The organism is Pseudomonas sp. S2_A02 (assembly GCF_054668495.1).
The window spans coordinates 3,272,864-3,288,124 of the sequence record NZ_CP162776.1; the positions used below are offsets into that span (position 1 = coordinate 3,272,864).

Here is a 15,261-nt window from a genome sequence, read left to right on the forward strand (position 1 = left end):
GCAGCTCCCACAGATCAGGTGTTACTTGCCGGTAATCATCGGCAGGTTCAGCCCTTGTTCCTTGGCGCAGTCAATCGCGATCTGGTAACCCGCATCGGCGTGACGCATGACACCGGTGGCCGGGTCGTTGTGCAGTACGCGAGCGATACGCTCGGCCGCTTCGTCAGTACCGTCGCAGACAATCACCATGCCCGAGTGCTGGGAGAAGCCCATGCCGACGCCGCCGCCGTGGTGCAGGGAAACCCAGGTCGCTCCGCTCGCGGTGTTGAGCAGAGCGTTGAGCAGTGGCCAGTCGGACACGGCGTCGGAACCGTCCTGCATCGATTCGGTTTCGCGGTTCGGGCTGGCAACCGAACCGGAGTCCAGGTGGTCGCGACCGATCACGATCGGCGCCGACAACTCACCGCTGCGAACCATTTCGTTGAAAGCCAGACCGAGCTTGGCGCGCAGGCCCAGGCCAACCCAGCAGATACGTGCCGGCAGCCCCTGGAAGCTGATGCGCTCGCGAGCCATGTCCAGCCAGTTGTGCAGGTGGGCGTCGTCCGGAATCAGTTCTTTTACTTTGGCGTCGGTCTTGTAGATGTCCTGCGGATCGCCCGACAGCGCAGCCCAACGGAATGGGCCGATGCCGCGGCAGAACAGCGGACGGATATAAGCCGGTACGAAACCTGGGAAGTCGAATGCGTTCTCGACGCCTTCTTCCTGAGCCATCTGACGGATGTTGTTGCCGTAGTCGAAGGTCGGAATACCCATTTTCTGGAAGTCGAGCATCGCTTTAACGTGCACGGCCATGGACTGCTTGGCGGCTTTGACCACGGCAGCAGGCTCGGTCTTGGCACGAGCGCGGTACTCTTCCCAGGTCCAGCCGGCCGGCAGGTAGCCGTTGAGCGGGTCGTGGGCGCTGGTCTGGTCGGTGACCATGTCTGGGCGCACGCCGCGCTTGACCAGTTCTGGAAGGATTTCAGCCGCGTTACCCAGCAGGGCGATGGAAATCGCTTTGCCTTCTTTGGTGTACTTGGCGATGCGGGCCAGAGCGTCGTCGAGGTCAGTGGCTTGCTCATCGACATAGCGGCTGTTCAGGCGGAAATCGATGCTGACCTGCTGGCATTCGATGTTCAGCGAGCAAGCACCGGCCAGGGTTGCGGCCAATGGTTGAGCGCCGCCCATGCCGCCGAGGCCTGCGGTCAGGACCCAACGACCTTTAAGGTCATCGTTGTAGTGTTGGCGACCGGCTTCGACGAAGGTTTCGTAGGTGCCTTGAACGATGCCCTGGCTGCCGATGTAGATCCAGCTGCCGGCGGTCATCTGGCCGTACATGGCCAGGCCTTTGGCGTCCAGTTCGTTAAAGTGTTCCCAGCTCGCCCAGTGTGGCACCAGGTTGGAGTTGGCGATCAGTACGCGCGGGGCATTGCTGTGGGTTTTGAACACGCCGACCGGCTTGCCGGATTGCACCAGCAGGGTCTCGTCGTCGTTCAGGTTGGTCAGGCTTTCGACGATCTTGTCGTAGCACTCCCAGTTACGTGCCGCACGACCGATACCACCGTAAACCACCAGTTCTTTAGGGTTCTCGGCGACTTCCGGGTCGAGGTTGTTCATCAGCATGCGCAGCGGCGCTTCAGTCAGCCAGCTCTTGGCGGTCAGCGTGTTACCGCGGGCAGCGCGGATTTCGACATTGCGGTATTTAGTAGGTTTCTGGGTATTGTCAGTCACGAAAAAGACTCCTCAGCGATCAATTCAAACCAGCCCTGGCAGTGGGCGAGCCAGCCTGTGCGCGTCAAAGCGCCACAAGCGAATCAGTGGACGCTGCGAGGAGCCTCGAATCGACTCATACGCATACGTCTTTACTTGTACATACAAGCATATGCAATCAAGCGGCCAACTTACTGGATGAGTGTTCAAGAAAAGTTTTTAAGGGGCTGGAAAGCCTGTAGATCAAGGGTTTTGAGGAAGATGAAATTTTTCTGGGGAATTTTCGCGGGGAAGGATAATTGTTACTTGAGCGTGGTTTTGCGCCACGCTGGGGCGTTCGGTAACAAAGTGGTGCGCAATGGGAAACGTGTTTTGAGCCCTGAAAAGCATCGCGGGCAAGCCCGCTCCCACAATGATCGCGGCTGGATCATAAATATACAATCCAGCCCGAAACCTGTGGGAGCGGGCTTGCCCGCGATAGAAGCGAATCGGTGTTGGATCAGCGTGCGATCAGCTCGATCACACAGCACTGACCCTTGATGGATATATCCAGCAGCCCGGCGTTACCGTCCAGTTGCAGACAATCATGGCGCCCTAACTGAGAGATGCTGTTACCAACCTTCACTTCAAGCTGTTCAACCACGCTGAACACCAGCACGGTGCCGGCTGAACTGAAAAACCGCTGCTCGCCCTCCAGCCACTGCAACCGCGCGCGGTAACGGTCCGGTGCATAAATCAGGTTGAAATCACGAATCAGGCCTCCGAGCAATGTGCAGGACACATGACTCTCGCCACTGAAAGCAAACGGATCCAGCGGTAACAACGGGCGCGTGTCCTGACCGTCGACGCGCAAAGTCATGCCCTCGCCTTGCAGCACGGTGATCACCCGCTCATAGCCGGCAAAGGTGGAAAACCCGCCCGACTCACCGATGTCGGCAATCGACAAGCGCCAGCCGAAACCCTCAAGGCCTGCACCTCCATCACGGGTGATTTCTTCGGTACTGCCACCGCCGTTTTTCCACGGCATGCGCGGGTAATCGGCCGCGCGTAACACTTTCAACTGGCTCATTAGGGCTCTTTATTTATGGCTCTTTATTTGTGGAACCGTCCTTCCAGACGATGACGGGAACCGGGGTGGATCAAACGCGCGGCGGTCACGGGCTGACGGCCGGACCAGGTGCGGCGACGAATCAGCAGGCAGGGTTCGCCCTTCTCAATCTGCAGCAACTTGCATTCGGACGGCTCGGCGAGAATCGCTTCGACCACGTGCTCACCTTCAGTCAACGGCGCGACCTGATTCAGATAGGCGTAAGGCGTTTGCAGGGTGAAGTCTTGCTTGAGGTAGTCCGGCGCCACTAGCGCGTTGACGAAACGGTCTTCGATTTGCACCGGAATATCGTTTTCGAAATGCACGATCAGCGAGTGGAAAACTTTCTGGCCTTCGCGCATGTCCAGGGCCACGGCCCGCTCGGAACCGGCGGCCTCTTCTTCGAGGGTGATCACCTTGCAGGTATGGCGATGGCCACGGGAGGCGATCTCGTCGGCGATGTTGTGCACTTCAAACAAGGCAGACTGACTTTTCGGCTCGGCGACGAACGTACCGACACCCTGCATGCGCACCAGCAAGCCGTCGGCGGTCATCTCGCGCAGCGCGCGGTTGATGGTCATGCGGCTGAAACCCAGCTGGTTGACCAACTCGCTTTCCGATGGAACGCGGTAGTGCGGCGGCCAGTTTCCACTGTCGATCTGCTGGGTGATCATCTGTTTCACGCGGGCGTACAGGGGCGCCGGACTGTCGCCCAAGTGTGCGGCCAACGGGGAGACTGCAGGCGGAGTCGGCACGATTAATCCTTGTTGATCAGGTAGAAGTTGCTAGCTTGCCGGAGTTTACCGAGCAGGCAAACGTCTGTATATGTATATACAAATAACACACGATGGGGTGCTGAACCATGTCCGCCTTCTTTGCCGAACGCGCGCTGCTGCCTAGTGGATGGGCCAACAATGTACGTCTTGAGGTCAGCGCCGATGGCGTACTGACCCATATCCAGGCCGATTCTCACGCAGATGACGCCGAACGGCTGAGCGGCCCGCTACTTCCGGGAATGCCTAATTTGCACTCCCACGCCTTCCAGCGAGCCATGGCCGGGTTGGCGGAAGTGGCGGGTAATCCGAATGACAGTTTCTGGACCTGGCGCGATTTGATGTACCGGCTCGTCGGAAAAATCAGCCCGGACCAACTCGGCGTCATCGCCCGTCAGCTGTACATCGAAATGCTCAAGGCCGGTTACACCTCGGTCGCGGAATTTCATTACGTACACCACGACACGAGCGGCCAACCATACGCAGACCCGGCCGAACTGGCACTGCGCATCAGTCAGGCCGCCAGCTCCGCCGGTATCGGTCTGACCCTGCTGCCGGTGCTCTACAGCCATTCCGGTTTCGGTGGCCAGACCCCGAACGAAGGTCAGCGCCGCTTTATCAACAGCACCGAAAACTACCTGAAACTTCAGTCGCGCTTGCAGCCTATCCTGGCGCAGCAACCGGCCCAGGCCCTGGGTTTGTGTTTCCACTCGTTGCGCGCGGTCACCCCGCAGCAGATCAGTGAAGTGCTGGCGGCCAGCGACAAGCAGTGCCCGGTACACATTCACATCGCCGAACAACAGAAGGAAGTCGATGACTGCATGAGTTGGAGCGGCCGACGTCCGCTGCAATGGCTGTACGAAAACACCGAAGTCGATCAGCGCTGGTGCCTGGTCCACGCGACCCACGCCAACCCGGAAGAAGTCACGCTCATGGCCAAGAGCCGCGCCATCGCCGGCCTGTGCCTGACCACCGAAGCCAACCTCGGCGATGGGATTTTTCCGGCGGTAGACTTCCTGGCGCAAGGTGGGCGCATGGGTATCGGTTCCGATAGTCATGTGTCGTTGAGCGTGGTGGAAGAATTGCGCTGGCTGGAATACGGCCAGCGTCTGCGCGATCAGCGGCGTAATCGTTTGTATGGCGCGGATCAGCCGATGGTCGGCCGCACACTGTACGACGCTGCGCTGGATGGCGGCGCCCAGGCGCTGGGGCAGCCAATTGGCGCTCTGGAAGTCGGCAAGCGTGCGGATTGGTTGGTGCTCGATGGCAACGATCCGTATCTGGCGACGGCCAGTGGCGACGGGATTCTCAATCGTTGGCTGTTTGCCGGTGGCGATCGTCAGGTGCGGGATGTGCTGGTCAACGGCCAGTGGGTCGTGCGTGACGGGCGCCATGCCGGGGAAGAAGAGAGTAACCGCGCCTTCACCCAAGTCTTGCGCGATCTCTTAGGCTGACACAAAAAAATGTGGGAGCGGGCTTGCTCGCGAAGGGGCCGTCATCTTCAACATAATTGTTGACTGACAGACCGCTTTCGCGAGCAAGTCGAATCGTCGCACCGCCGCTCCCACATTTAATCTTCGTTGGCAATCAGTTCGAGGTCTTTGCCATTTTGGTATCCGACGTGCGCCAGATCAGCCGCGTCGTGTCATAACCCTGTTGACGCGCCTTGCTCAGCAGTTCTTCGCGCACTACACCATTGACCGTCGGGGTGCGTGACATTAGCCAGAGATGACGGCGGCTCGGGTCGCCGACAATCGCGGTCTTGTAATCATCGCTGACGTACAACACCCAGTACTCTCCCTTCGCCACACCGGGTATCAGTCGCGAGAACCAGGTATCGAACTCGACCCACAGCTTGTCGGCCTTGCCGGGCACCTGTGGATAAGCCGTGCCTTTGGCCTCTTCCCATTGCCAGTCCGACGTCAGGCAGCGGTTCAGCACCGCCATGTCACCTTCAGGCTTGAGGCTGTAATGGGCTTCGGATTGCGCGCAGTTGCGCTGAAAATACACCGGCAGACGCGCCAGTTCGTACCAGGTTCCCTGGTAGCGCTTGAGGTTGACCGTGTTGACGGTCTTGGGTGCCAACGGATCTACGCCAGAGGTGGCGCAGCCGGCCAATACCAGGCCGGCAAAAAGAACGATCAGTAACCGCTTCATTATTTTTTTCTCCCGCGGGCGAATAGCCCCGGTTTACTTCAGGCCTTGGCCAGAAAACATCAGCACTTTGTCACCGGCGTACTGCACGCTGATAAAGCTGTTTTTATCGCCCCAGGTGCAACTGGACATACCGAGTGCGCCCGAGCAATCGGCAGGTTTGCCCAGCAAGGTTTCAACCTCGGCCTTGGGCATGCCGGTCGACAGCTTCGAGTAATTTTCTTGATTGATCTTGCCGCATGCTGCCAACAACACGCAGAACGAGAGCAAGGCGATAGATCGCAGCGACATGGTGTAACTCCTGGGGCGAAGGGAATGGCATGGCTGCCAAGCTGAAGCTTAGAAGAGAAAACCTCTCTCTGGTTCCCTGAGCATCCGGCTATTTGTTTGGCCACCCGTCAACCTTTTGTCGATAAATCAGCCACTTTTTCCCGTCACTGAGTATTTCGTCGGTTTTCGCAGAAGCCGCCTAATCTTTGGCGCGGGCCAGTCGACATAGAAGCAGTGCAAAGCCTTCCACTGCGGCAAATTGACACCCCTTGTTGATCAGCCCTTCGCGGTAGCTCATTTAATGACCAGAAACATGAAGTTCAGCCACAAAATCCTGTTGGCAGCCGCTCTTGTGGTGGCCGTTGCATTCGCCTGTTTCATTCTGTTCAACGATTACCGCCAGCGGCAGACCCTGCGCAGCAGTACCGAGTCTTCGATGCAGGAACTCGGCAGCCTGACTACCAGCAACATCCAGACCTGGCTGGAAAGCCGCATCCAGTTGCTGCAATCGCTGTCCCAGCAGATCGCCGTGGACGGCAGCGCCCAGGCCAACCTCAAGCGCGCCATCGATCTGCCGGCCTACACCAGCAACTTCCAGCTGAGCTACTTCGGCGGCACCGATGGCGTGATGTTTTCGGTCCCGGCCGGCAACCGCGCCGCCGACTATGACCCCCGCGTTCGTGGCTGGTACAAGGCGGCCAACAATGCGCAACAGACCATTGTTACCGAACCCTACATCGCGGCTTCATCGGGCAAACTGGTGATCACCGTTGCCACGCCAGTGAAGTACCAGAATCAAATGATTGGCGTCGCCGGCGCGGATATCGACCTGTCCAGCGTCAGCGCGATCATCAACTTGCTGAATTTCGGCGGTCATGGCCATGCCTTTATCGTCAGCGCCGACGGCAAGATTCTGATCCACCCGGACAGCAAACTGGTGCTCAAGAACCTGGCTGATGCCTATCCCAACGGCGCGCCGAAAATCAGCCCGGGCCTGAAAGAAGTCGAACTGGACGGCAAAACCCGGTTCATCTCCTTCACTCACATCAACGGTGTACCGTCGGCAGATTGGTATGTAGCGCTGGTGCTGGATAAAGACACCGCATTCTCGATGCTCAGCGAATTCCGCACCTCGGCTATCATCGCCATGGTCATCGCCGTGGTGATTATCATCGCGCTGCTGAGCATGTTGATCCGCGTGCTGATGCAACCGCTGCTGACCATGGGTCGCGCCATGCATGACATCGCCGAGGGCGAAGGTGACCTGACCAAGCGCCTGACCATTCACGGCCAGGACGAATTCGGTGCGTTGGGCACCTCGTTCAACCGTTTTGTAGAGCGTGTTCATACCTCGATCCGCGAAGTGTCCTCGGCCACCGGCCAGGTCAACGAAGTCGCCTTGCGCGTAGTAGCTGCATCGAACTCATCGATGTTCAACTCCGATCAGCAAGCCTCACGCACCAGCAGCGTGGCTGCAGCAATCAACGAACTGGGTGCCGCCGCCCAGGAAATTGCCCAGAACGCCGCCCTCGCCTCGCAACATTCGAGCGACGCCCGTGCCTTGGCCGAAGACGGTCAGCAAGTGGTGGATAAAACCATCGCAGCCATGCAGCAGCTGTCGGCAAAAATCAGCGACTCCTGCGGCAACATTGAAACCCTGAACAGCAACACGGTAAACATCGGCCAGATTCTGGAAGTGATCACCAGCATCTCGCAGCAAACCAACCTGCTGGCGCTCAACGCTGCCATCGAAGCAGCCCGTGCCGGTGAAGCCGGCCGTGGTTTTGCCGTGGTCGCGGATGAGGTGCGCAACCTCGCTCACCGCACTCAGGATTCGGCGCAGCAAGTGCAGAAGATGATCGAAGAATTGCAAGTAGGCGCCCGGGAAGCGGTCAGCACCATGACCGACAGCCAGCGCCAGAGCGAAAGCAGCGTCGGCATCGCCAACCAGGCGGGCGAACGCCTGGGCAGCGTGACGCAGCGCATCGGTGAGATCGACGGGATGAACCAGTCGGTGGCCGCCGCGACCGAGGAACAAACCGCTGTGGTGGAGTCGATCAATGTCGACATCACCGAGATCAACACACTGAATCAGGAAGGTGTGGAGAACTTGCAGTCGACCTTGCGTGCGTGTGCTGATCTTGAGCAGCAGGCCGCGCGGTTGAAGCAGTTGGTTGGAAGTTTCAGGATCTAACTACCGAGCGCTGATCGTTCCCACGCTCTGCGTGGGAACGCCTCAACGGACGCTCCGCGTTCGGCTCTGGAAGGGACGCGGAGCGTCCCGGGCTGCATTCCTTTGCTGCGCGTGGGAACGATCAGTTAGAACCGGGATCCAGGTCCTGAAAGAAACTCAATTTCCTCAGCCGTAGATTCGCGCCCCAACACCGCATTGCGATGGGGAAACCGTCCAAACCGCGCAATGATCTTCTGATGCCGCTCGGCATAATCCAGGTTGTCGGCAAACACCGCCCGATCTGCCTCGGGTTGCTGTTCAACCAGATCAAGAAACCGCGAAACCGCTTCGTTTTGCACCGCCAGATTCTCGCAGTGCTCGAACACCAGATAGATAAACACCCGCTGGATCGGTCGCAGTTGCCGATCGAAATCCGCGGCAATGCCTTGCGCTACCAGTGCCTGAGCCCTGAGGTCGCCTGAAAAGGATTTAGGGGTGTCGCGAAAGATCATTCGTGGCAGTTGATCGAGTAGCAGCACCAAGGCCAGCCAACCTTCAGGGCATTGCACCCATTCGGTCAATCCGCCGGCCAGTGCCTGCTCGACCTGGCCCCCGAAACGCATCCGCGCTTCGAGGTCCTGGCTGTCGCGCTTGCCAAACCATAACTTGCCCTTGTCAGCCGATATTTCGTTGGGTGATTCGAAAGATCCGAACCACCATTCGAGCAACGGCTGCCAGGGCGCGGTCATGGTTTATTCCTTGTGGTAAGCCGTGACGCGGGCAACTTCTTCTTTCGAACCGAGGAACACCGCAACACGCTGGTGCAGGCCTTCCGGCTGGATGTCGAGGATGCGCTGGTGGCCGTCAGTGGATGCGCCACCCGCTTGTTCAACCAGGAACGACATCGGGTTGGCTTCGTACATCAGGCGCAGCTTGCCCGGCTTCGACGGCTCGCGGCTGTCGCGTGGGTACATGAACAGACCGCCGCGGGTCAGGATGCGGTGCACGTCGGCGACCATTGCGGCAACCCAACGCATGTTGTAGTTCTTTTTCAGCGGGCCTTCTTCGCCTGCCAGTAACTCGCCCACGTAGCGCTGTACCGGAGCTTCCCAGTGACGCTGGTTGGACGCGTTGATGGCGAATTCCTGCGTGGTTTCAGGAATGGTGATGTCTTCATGGGTCAGGACGAAGCTGCCCATTTCACGGTCCAGGGTGAAACCTTTCACGCCGTCGCCCAGGGTCAGGATCAGCATGGTCTGTGGACCATAGATCGCATAACCGGCGGCCACTTGCTGGGTACCTGGCTGCAGGAAAGCCTTTTCATTCAAGGGCTCGTTCTGGCTCAGGTATTCGTTCGGGCAACGCAGTACCGAGAAGATGGTGCCGACCGGGGCGTTGATGTCGATGTTCGACGAGCCGTCCAGCGGGTCGAATACCAGCAGGTACGCGCCTTTCGGGTATTTGCCCGGGATCTGGTAGGCGTTGTCCATTTCTTCGGACGCCATGCCGGCCAAGTGACCGCCCCACTCGTTGGCTTCAAGCAGGATCTCGTTGGACAGCACGTCGAGTTTCTTCTGCACTTCGCCTTGGACGTTTTCAGTGCCCATGCTGCCCAGAACGCCACCCAAGGCGCCTTTGGACACGGCGTGGTTGATCTCCTTGCAGGCACGCGCCACCACTTCGATCAGGAAGCGCAGATCGGCAGGAGTGTTGTTGCTGCGGGTCTGCTCAATCAAATAGCGACTCAAGGTAACGCGGGACATGGAAGACTCCGGAATGGGGGGCTAAAAACCCGCGCAGTTTAACGCGAGTCGGGGCGCATTTCCTCCTATCAGACGTGATACGCCCAATAGAGTTCATGCGCGGGGTTGAGCGTAGTTCGAAATGCGGCCGCGATTGGCGGCAGTTTCAATATTTTTGGTGGCCGGAAGGACGCCTTCGCGGGCAGCCTCGCTCCTACAGGTAATCCACCAATCCTGTGGGAGCGAGGCTTGCCCGCGATCTGGCGCGAAGCGCCAGCCTAGGATTTGACGGGTGGTTTGCGCAGCAAGCTGAACGCCATGGCCCCCAGAACCAGCACGCTGAGCAACAGCACCGCCCACAACCCGAATTTCTTCCAGTTTGTGTCCGCCACCGTAGGCACGGTCGCCGCCGGAGTCACCATGACCCCACCCTCCACCGTCGCCTTACCCAACGCCGCCAGCTTCGCAGCGCTGTAATCCGGTATCAGCGTCGATAATGGCAAGCTCGCCGCCTTCACCGTCGCACTCCCCAGCGCCAGCGTATAAGGCCCGGCCCCGCGCGCCAGGAACACCAGTTGCGTGGAGCGCACGGCAAATCGGACGGTCGGCGCTTCGGCGCCCAGGCCACCGCCACGCTCATCCACCGTCAGCTTCAATTGCTGCACGGTCTGGCCCGGCAGCTGCAATTCGTTCTGCACCACATCCTGGCCATTCTGGGTCAAGCGGTAGAGCAAACCGCTGGTCAGCGTTTGCCACGGCAGGCTGGTTTCCCGGCGCCCCGACAACGTCACCGGTGCCAAGCTGTTGGGTTGATTCAGCTCGACCTGCAAGCGCTGGACGTTCAATCCCATCGGCAATTGCCAGATGTACTCACCGGCTTTCACACTGGTGCCAGCCAACGGTTGCGACCAGACCAACGGCAGCGGCAAGGTGCGAGGGTTGGCGCTTTCCAGTTGCGCCGACGTCAGCACTGGCGCCGATTGCGGTGAACTCCAGAGCAAGCGCAGGTAGCGCGCCGATTGCCCCGGCAGGCCGACTTCATGTTGCTCGACCCGTTCGTCGGCAAACGTCAGACGCGCCACCTGCCCTTCGCCCCACGACTGCCAATGCTGCAAATCGTCGCTGGCTTCGATGCTGAAACGCTGGAAACCGTCGCGATCGCTGGTCCAGTCGAGGATCAATTGCTGCAACGGCGCCTTGATGCGGCTGGCGTCAAGTAACCAACCGCGCAACTCTTCTTCCCCCGCCTCCAACTGGCTGGACGGCTGCACTTCGATCAACGTGCCGTTGGTGTTCGATTGCACGCGCACACTCGGCGCGCGTTCGGTGGCATCCGCCGAGTTGTACAACGGGAACCACTTCACGTCGTTCAGCGTGCGGTTTTCGCGGGTCTGCGCGGGTTCTCGGGCCAGAGCATAAGCCTGAGGCTCACCGGCAGCGTTGAACACGCGTAGATCGCTGAGATCGGTTTGCCGCGCCTTCAGTTGCACGCCCAAGGGCAATTCCAGGCGATACCACGGGCCCTCGCCACTCACCGACAACGGCACCTGCGCAGCGAAGTCCGTCGGTTTTTCCTGCGCGCCGGCCGACAGCGTCACACCCAGCACCACAGCCCCCCACAAGCCCAAATTCAGCTTCTGACTCAAGACGACACTCCTTCGGTTTCAGGGGCCGGTTTTTCAACATCCGGCACAGCTTCAGCGCGCTTGGGTGGCAACGGGGCGAAATAGCCCACCACCAACAGCAACACGCCAACGCCGATAAACGACACGATCCGCGCCAGCCCGCCGCGGTTACTCAATTCAACGAAGAACAGCTTGGCGACCACCAGCGCGATCAACGCCGCGCCGATCAGCCAGACTTCGCGGCGATGACGCAGATGCCCACCGATCATCAGGCTCAGGGCCATCAGGGTCCAGACGATGGACAAGCCGGCCTGCACCAACATCGACCCAAGCAGCAGATCCAGCGCGAACGGCACGCCCCCCCAATGGTGAGCCGCACGCATCACCAGCGCGGTGAAGAAGACGAACAGCGAAACCCCGGCAATCACTTGCGTGGCGTTATCGGCGTAATCCTCGCGAATTGCCAGCTGCGTCACGGCGCTGCGAGACCAGACGTAAACGCCGAACAAAGCAAACAACAGGCCCAGCTCCAGCGGGTTGATCAGCGGCACATACGGCAGTGGCTCGGCGGTGCCGTCACTGGCGATGTTCGCCAGCCAGAACCAGCCGAGCATCAACAAGGCCAACGGCGCAGCGGCATAGACCCGGTACTCGCGGGGATACTCCGATACCGGCCACGGCCACGCACGTGGCGCGGCCATCAGCACCAGATAAAGGCTCGGCAGAATCGCCCAGCCCAACCATCGCCAGGCGTTGTACTGCTCCGACAACAGCAGCAGACCGTAACGCAGCTCCAGGGCCAGCACCCCGATCAACAACCAGCAGCCGAACACATGGGCGGTGCTCAGGGCTGTTGTGGGCAGCGTCGGCGCCAAACGCCGCAGCGAGATGAAATGCACGACGAACACCGCAGTCCAAACCAGCCAGCCGAAGTTGGCGGCCGGGTGATATCGCGAATGCCAGGCGGCGACCAACACCAGACCCGCTGCGGGAATCAGCAAGGTACAGAGCAAGCCCAGCGACGACCACTTCAGGCGCAGTGCCAATACCGTCCACAGCGCGACACTCACGGCGGCGACGGCCAGCAACAAAGTGGCTTGCAGATTCAACGGCGCAAAGCGCAGCACTTCGCTGACCCACGCCAGCGCCCACCAACCCGCGCCCCACACCAGCAACACTTCGGACAAGCGCTGCAAACTCAACCCATCGAAGGCCGAAGCATGGTTGCCGAGCTGCAAACGCCAGGCCCCGACGAATGCAGCCAGCCCCAGCACCAGCGGCGTCCAGAAACCGCTGTGGGCCAGCGGCCGCAACCCTTCGCTGAGCAGCGGACCGAGCAGGTCCGGCCCGGCGAACAGGAACGCAGCGCCGCCGATCACCTGCAACAGCAGACCAAAGACAAAACTCACGCGCTGCTTCAGGTACAGGCTCAGCCAGATGATGAACAAACCACTGGCGGCCCACACCGCACTCGCGGTTTGCCATGGCAACACGAACAGCACGGCGAGGTTGATCAGCACCAGACCGGCCAGCAACACCACTGACAAGCCGCGCAGCAAACGCACGTCACTGCGCACCATTTCGTCGCGAGCCGCCAGCAACATCCCGGCGATCAACGCCAGCCCGATCAGGGACGCGCTGAGCAAACCGCTCCAGCCCGCGCTGAACACCGCGGCAGACTCGCCGCCCGCCCCTTGCAGCCGCAACAGGAACAACGCACCACCGAGCAGTTGCACGGCGAACGCGGTGAACAGGAAGGTTCGCGATTGCAGGCGCAGGCCGACGAACAGCGTCGCCAACCCGGCCAGCGCCCAACTGATCGCCGTGCCGTGGGTGAAGAAGAACAGCGGCGCCAGCAGATAAAGGAACGTCAGCCCCAGACAGGCCAGCACCGGCAGTGCTTGGCGCTCCCACTGCGACGCCTGTTCAGGCAACGCTTTGCGTAGTTGGTAGAAGCTGAACAGCAGCGCCACGCCAAGCATCAACGCCCCCAGAGGAGCGCCATCGAGCAGGCTGTTCTCGCCGATCCGCAGCTCGCTGAGGAAGGCCAGTGCCGAGCCCAGTTGCAGCAGCAAGGCAAAGGCTCGCGCCAACGGTCGCTCCTGGCGCAGGCCGAGCCAGAAAATCCCCGCGCCTTCCACCGCCCAGGCGGCTGCGGTCCAACGCGCGTCGAGCCCCAAGGGAATCGCCAGGCTGGCGAAGATCACCCCGAGCGCCAGACAGGTTTCCGCCAACAACAGCGCTCGACCGCCCATCAGCAATCGGGCCAGCCCCATGTAAATCATGCCCAGTGCCAAGGCGCTGAAAGCCGCGGCAAATTCCAGATGCTCCACCAGCGCGAACTGCAAACCGAAACCCACCAGCGGTGGCGCGAACAGCATCGTGCCGTCAACGTAATCGCCCTTGCGCGCGGACCAGTGCAGCAGTGCTTCGCGGCTGTCGTCCTCGGGCGCGTCGCTCATTTCCAGCAGCTTGCGCCGAGCAAACAACAAACCGATGGCCAGGTACATCAGGAAAAACAGAATCAGGAACGGCTCGGTACTCCACAGCAATTCCGGTGTATAGGAACGCAGCCCCCACGCCAACCCGATGCCGAAGGTGCCGACAAAACCGATCAGGTTGAGCAACCGCCATGCCTTGAACCACGCGATGGCGAGGATGCCGGCGTTGAGCAAGGCAAAGTAGCTGAACAACGCGACATGATTGCCGGCGCCGGTGGAGGTCAGGATCGGCGCGGCGAAACCGCCTAGCGCGGCAGCGGCGGCCAAACCTAATGCGTTCTGGGTAATGGCGAGAATCGCCGAGAACACTGTTACCACCACCAGCAGTCCCAGTGCAGCCGTGGGGTCGAGCAATGGATGCAGGCGCATCGCGGCAAATACCGTCAGGTACAACACCGCAATCCCGGTGCCTTGCAGCATCAGCGCGTAATTGCTGTTGCGCAGTCGCAGCAACCAGCCCAGCGCGAGTAAGCCCAAGGCCGCCGCCGCGACACCGGCGTAACGCAACTCGACCGGCACCACCATGCCTTCGGTGGCGTAGCGCAACAGGAAGGCCAGGCCGAGGAACAACAGCACCACGCCGACCCGTAGCACGGTATTGCCACCGAACAACCAGTTGCGCGCGCCGCTAATGGCACGTTCGATGAAGTTCGGGCCACGAGGCGCCGCCGGTTGTTGTGGTTCGCGGGCAACCGGTTCGGGTTTCCAGGCGTCAGCGGGCAGCGGACGACTGGCTTCGGTCGCGGCCGCCGTGATGGGTTCGAGTTCGGGCGGCAGCTCCCAGATCAGCTCCGGGGCGGCGGCAGGGGCTTGCTCAAGAATAATTTCAGCTGATAGAACGGGCTCGCTAGCCGCAGGTTCACTGGTTTCAGGTGTTTTGACGCCCGACACTTCCAGCAACGCCAGTCGCTGCTCGACCGCATTCAGCGCAACCTGCGCCTGATCGAGCAAGCGTCGCTGCTCGGCCGTTTGAGTCGTCAAGCGGCCGATGCGAATGGCCTGGCCAATACCCAACCCGAGCAAAGCGCCCAACAGCGCATCGCTGAACGACTCGTCGAGTATCCAGCCCAGCACCAGCCCAATCAGCATGAACATCCATTGCATGGTCGATATCCCTAAGCGGCCCATTGCCTTGTGGCGCCTGCACGGACGTCATCGCGGGCAAGCCACGCTCCCACAGGATTTACATGAGCCGTAAGAACGTCATATGACCTGTGGGAGCGTGGCTTGCCCGCGATTGACCGCAC

11 protein-coding genes and 1 pseudogene are annotated in these 15,261 nt (G+C 60.4%); 3 read left to right on the forward strand and 9 right to left on the reverse strand.

All coding sequences use genetic code 11. The features are described from left to right. Positions 1-21: 21 nt before the first annotated feature. From hutU to hutC, 3 genes are all read right to left on the reverse strand, one after another. Positions 22-1,710: a urocanate hydratase gene (gene hutU / locus AB4O41_RS14940; RefSeq protein WP_460143723.1), complete on the reverse strand. Its 1,689-nt coding sequence runs from the start codon at positions 1,708-1,710 to the stop codon at positions 22-24. 478 nt (positions 1,711-2,188) lie between these two features. Beyond that, the gene (locus AB4O41_RS14945) at positions 2,189-2,758 is read right to left on the reverse strand and encodes a HutD/Ves family protein (protein ID WP_460143724.1); all 570 of its coding nucleotides are present in this window, start codon (positions 2,756-2,758) and stop codon (positions 2,189-2,191) included. Positions 2,759-2,781: 23 nt separating this feature from the next. After that, the gene (hutC, locus tag AB4O41_RS14950) at positions 2,782-3,450 is read right to left on the reverse strand and encodes a histidine utilization repressor (RefSeq protein WP_231669701.1); all 669 of its coding nucleotides are present in this window, start codon (positions 3,448-3,450) and stop codon (positions 2,782-2,784) included. Between the two features lie 188 nt (positions 3,451-3,638). Here hutC and AB4O41_RS14955 point away from each other — a divergent pair, with 188 nt between their 5' ends. Further along, on the forward strand, positions 3,639-5,003 hold the full coding sequence (locus tag AB4O41_RS14955) for a formimidoylglutamate deiminase (RefSeq protein ID WP_460143725.1): 1,365 nt from the start codon (positions 3,639-3,641) through the stop codon (positions 5,001-5,003). 133 nt (positions 5,004-5,136) lie between these two features. On the opposite strand, the gene AB4O41_RS14960 is transcribed toward AB4O41_RS14955, so the two are convergent. Beyond that, complete coding sequence (locus AB4O41_RS14960; RefSeq protein ID WP_460143726.1) at positions 5,137-5,706, reverse strand: lipocalin family protein; 570 nt, start codon at positions 5,704-5,706, stop codon at positions 5,137-5,139. 33 nt (positions 5,707-5,739) lie between these two features. After that, entirely contained in the window at positions 5,740-5,994 is a 255-nt protein-coding gene (locus tag AB4O41_RS14965) for a hypothetical protein (RefSeq protein ID WP_008068804.1), read from the reverse strand. A 415-nt stretch (positions 5,995-6,409) separates the two neighbouring features. Here AB4O41_RS14965 and AB4O41_RS14970 point away from each other — a divergent pair. Continuing rightward, positions 6,410-7,261, forward strand: a pseudogene (locus AB4O41_RS14970) (cache domain-containing protein); the annotation flags it as partial. Between the two features lie 141 nt (positions 7,262-7,402). Continuing rightward, positions 7,403-8,167 carry a methyl-accepting chemotaxis protein gene (locus AB4O41_RS14975; protein WP_437128280.1) on the forward strand — a complete coding sequence of 255 codons (765 nt, stop codon included), beginning with the start codon at positions 7,403-7,405 and terminating at the stop codon, positions 8,165-8,167. A 125-nt stretch (positions 8,168-8,292) separates the two neighbouring features. On the opposite strand, the gene AB4O41_RS14980 is transcribed toward AB4O41_RS14975, so the two are convergent. The 4 genes from AB4O41_RS14980 to AB4O41_RS14995 all read right to left on the reverse strand — a co-directional run bounded on the left by AB4O41_RS14980 (position 8,293) and on the right by AB4O41_RS14995 (position 15,118). Beyond that, positions 8,293-8,895 (reverse strand): DUF924 family protein, encoded by a 603-nt coding sequence (locus AB4O41_RS14980; RefSeq protein WP_460143727.1) that lies wholly within the window; start codon positions 8,893-8,895, stop codon positions 8,293-8,295. Positions 8,896-8,898: 3 nt separating this feature from the next. Continuing rightward, entirely contained in the window at positions 8,899-9,909 is a 1,011-nt protein-coding gene (locus AB4O41_RS14985) for a class 1 fructose-bisphosphatase (protein ID WP_123361133.1), read from the reverse strand. A 257-nt stretch (positions 9,910-10,166) separates the two neighbouring features. Continuing rightward, the gene (locus AB4O41_RS14990; RefSeq protein ID WP_460143728.1) at positions 10,167-11,534 is read right to left on the reverse strand and encodes a DUF3999 domain-containing protein; all 1,368 of its coding nucleotides are present in this window, start codon (positions 11,532-11,534) and stop codon (positions 10,167-10,169) included. Further along, the gene (locus AB4O41_RS14995; protein ID WP_460143729.1) at positions 11,531-15,118 is read right to left on the reverse strand and encodes a DUF2339 domain-containing protein; all 3,588 of its coding nucleotides are present in this window, start codon (positions 15,116-15,118) and stop codon (positions 11,531-11,533) included. Before AB4O41_RS14995 ends, AB4O41_RS14990 begins: the two co-directional genes overlap by 4 nt. Positions 15,119-15,261: the final 143 nt, after the last annotated feature.